Raw genomic sequence first — 393 nt, 5'->3', positions numbered from 1 at the left:
CTGAAAGATGCGGCCGACATCGAGGTCCAGGCGATCAAACTGGACGACGTGCTGGAGCAACTGCGCTCGAAGTCGAAGATCCAGGTGATTATTCTCGATGCCTGCCGCAACAATCCGTTCCCGCGCAAGGATTACTGGCTGCGCGACCAGTTGATCGTCTCCGGCGATACCGGCCTTGCACAGGTGAAAAGCTCGCTGAACACGCTAATTGCCTTCGCCACCGAACCTGGAGCGGTCGCCTATGACGGCACTGGTGCCCTCAGTCCATTCTCGTCCGCCTTCTCCCGCCGCGCGCTGGCGCCGAACCAGGAGATCCGCGCGGTCATGGCGGCCGTTCGCCGGGATGTCGTGAAAGCGACCAATGGCAAGCAGGTTCCGTGGGAGAATTCCTCG

General features: G+C 61.3%; 1 protein-coding gene. It reads left to right on the top strand.

Going from position 1 to position 393, the window contains the following annotated elements:
• Positions 1–393, top strand: a 393-nt coding sequence (locus EN852_RS35825) for a caspase family protein (RefSeq protein ID WP_189546388.1), incomplete at both ends; no start/stop codon positions are given.

Source organism: Mesorhizobium sp. M2E.F.Ca.ET.209.01.1.1 (assembly GCF_004010375.2).
Lineage (GTDB): Bacteria > Pseudomonadota > Alphaproteobacteria > Rhizobiales > Rhizobiaceae > Mesorhizobium.
This window is presented reverse-complemented; position numbering and strand designations above follow the sequence as displayed.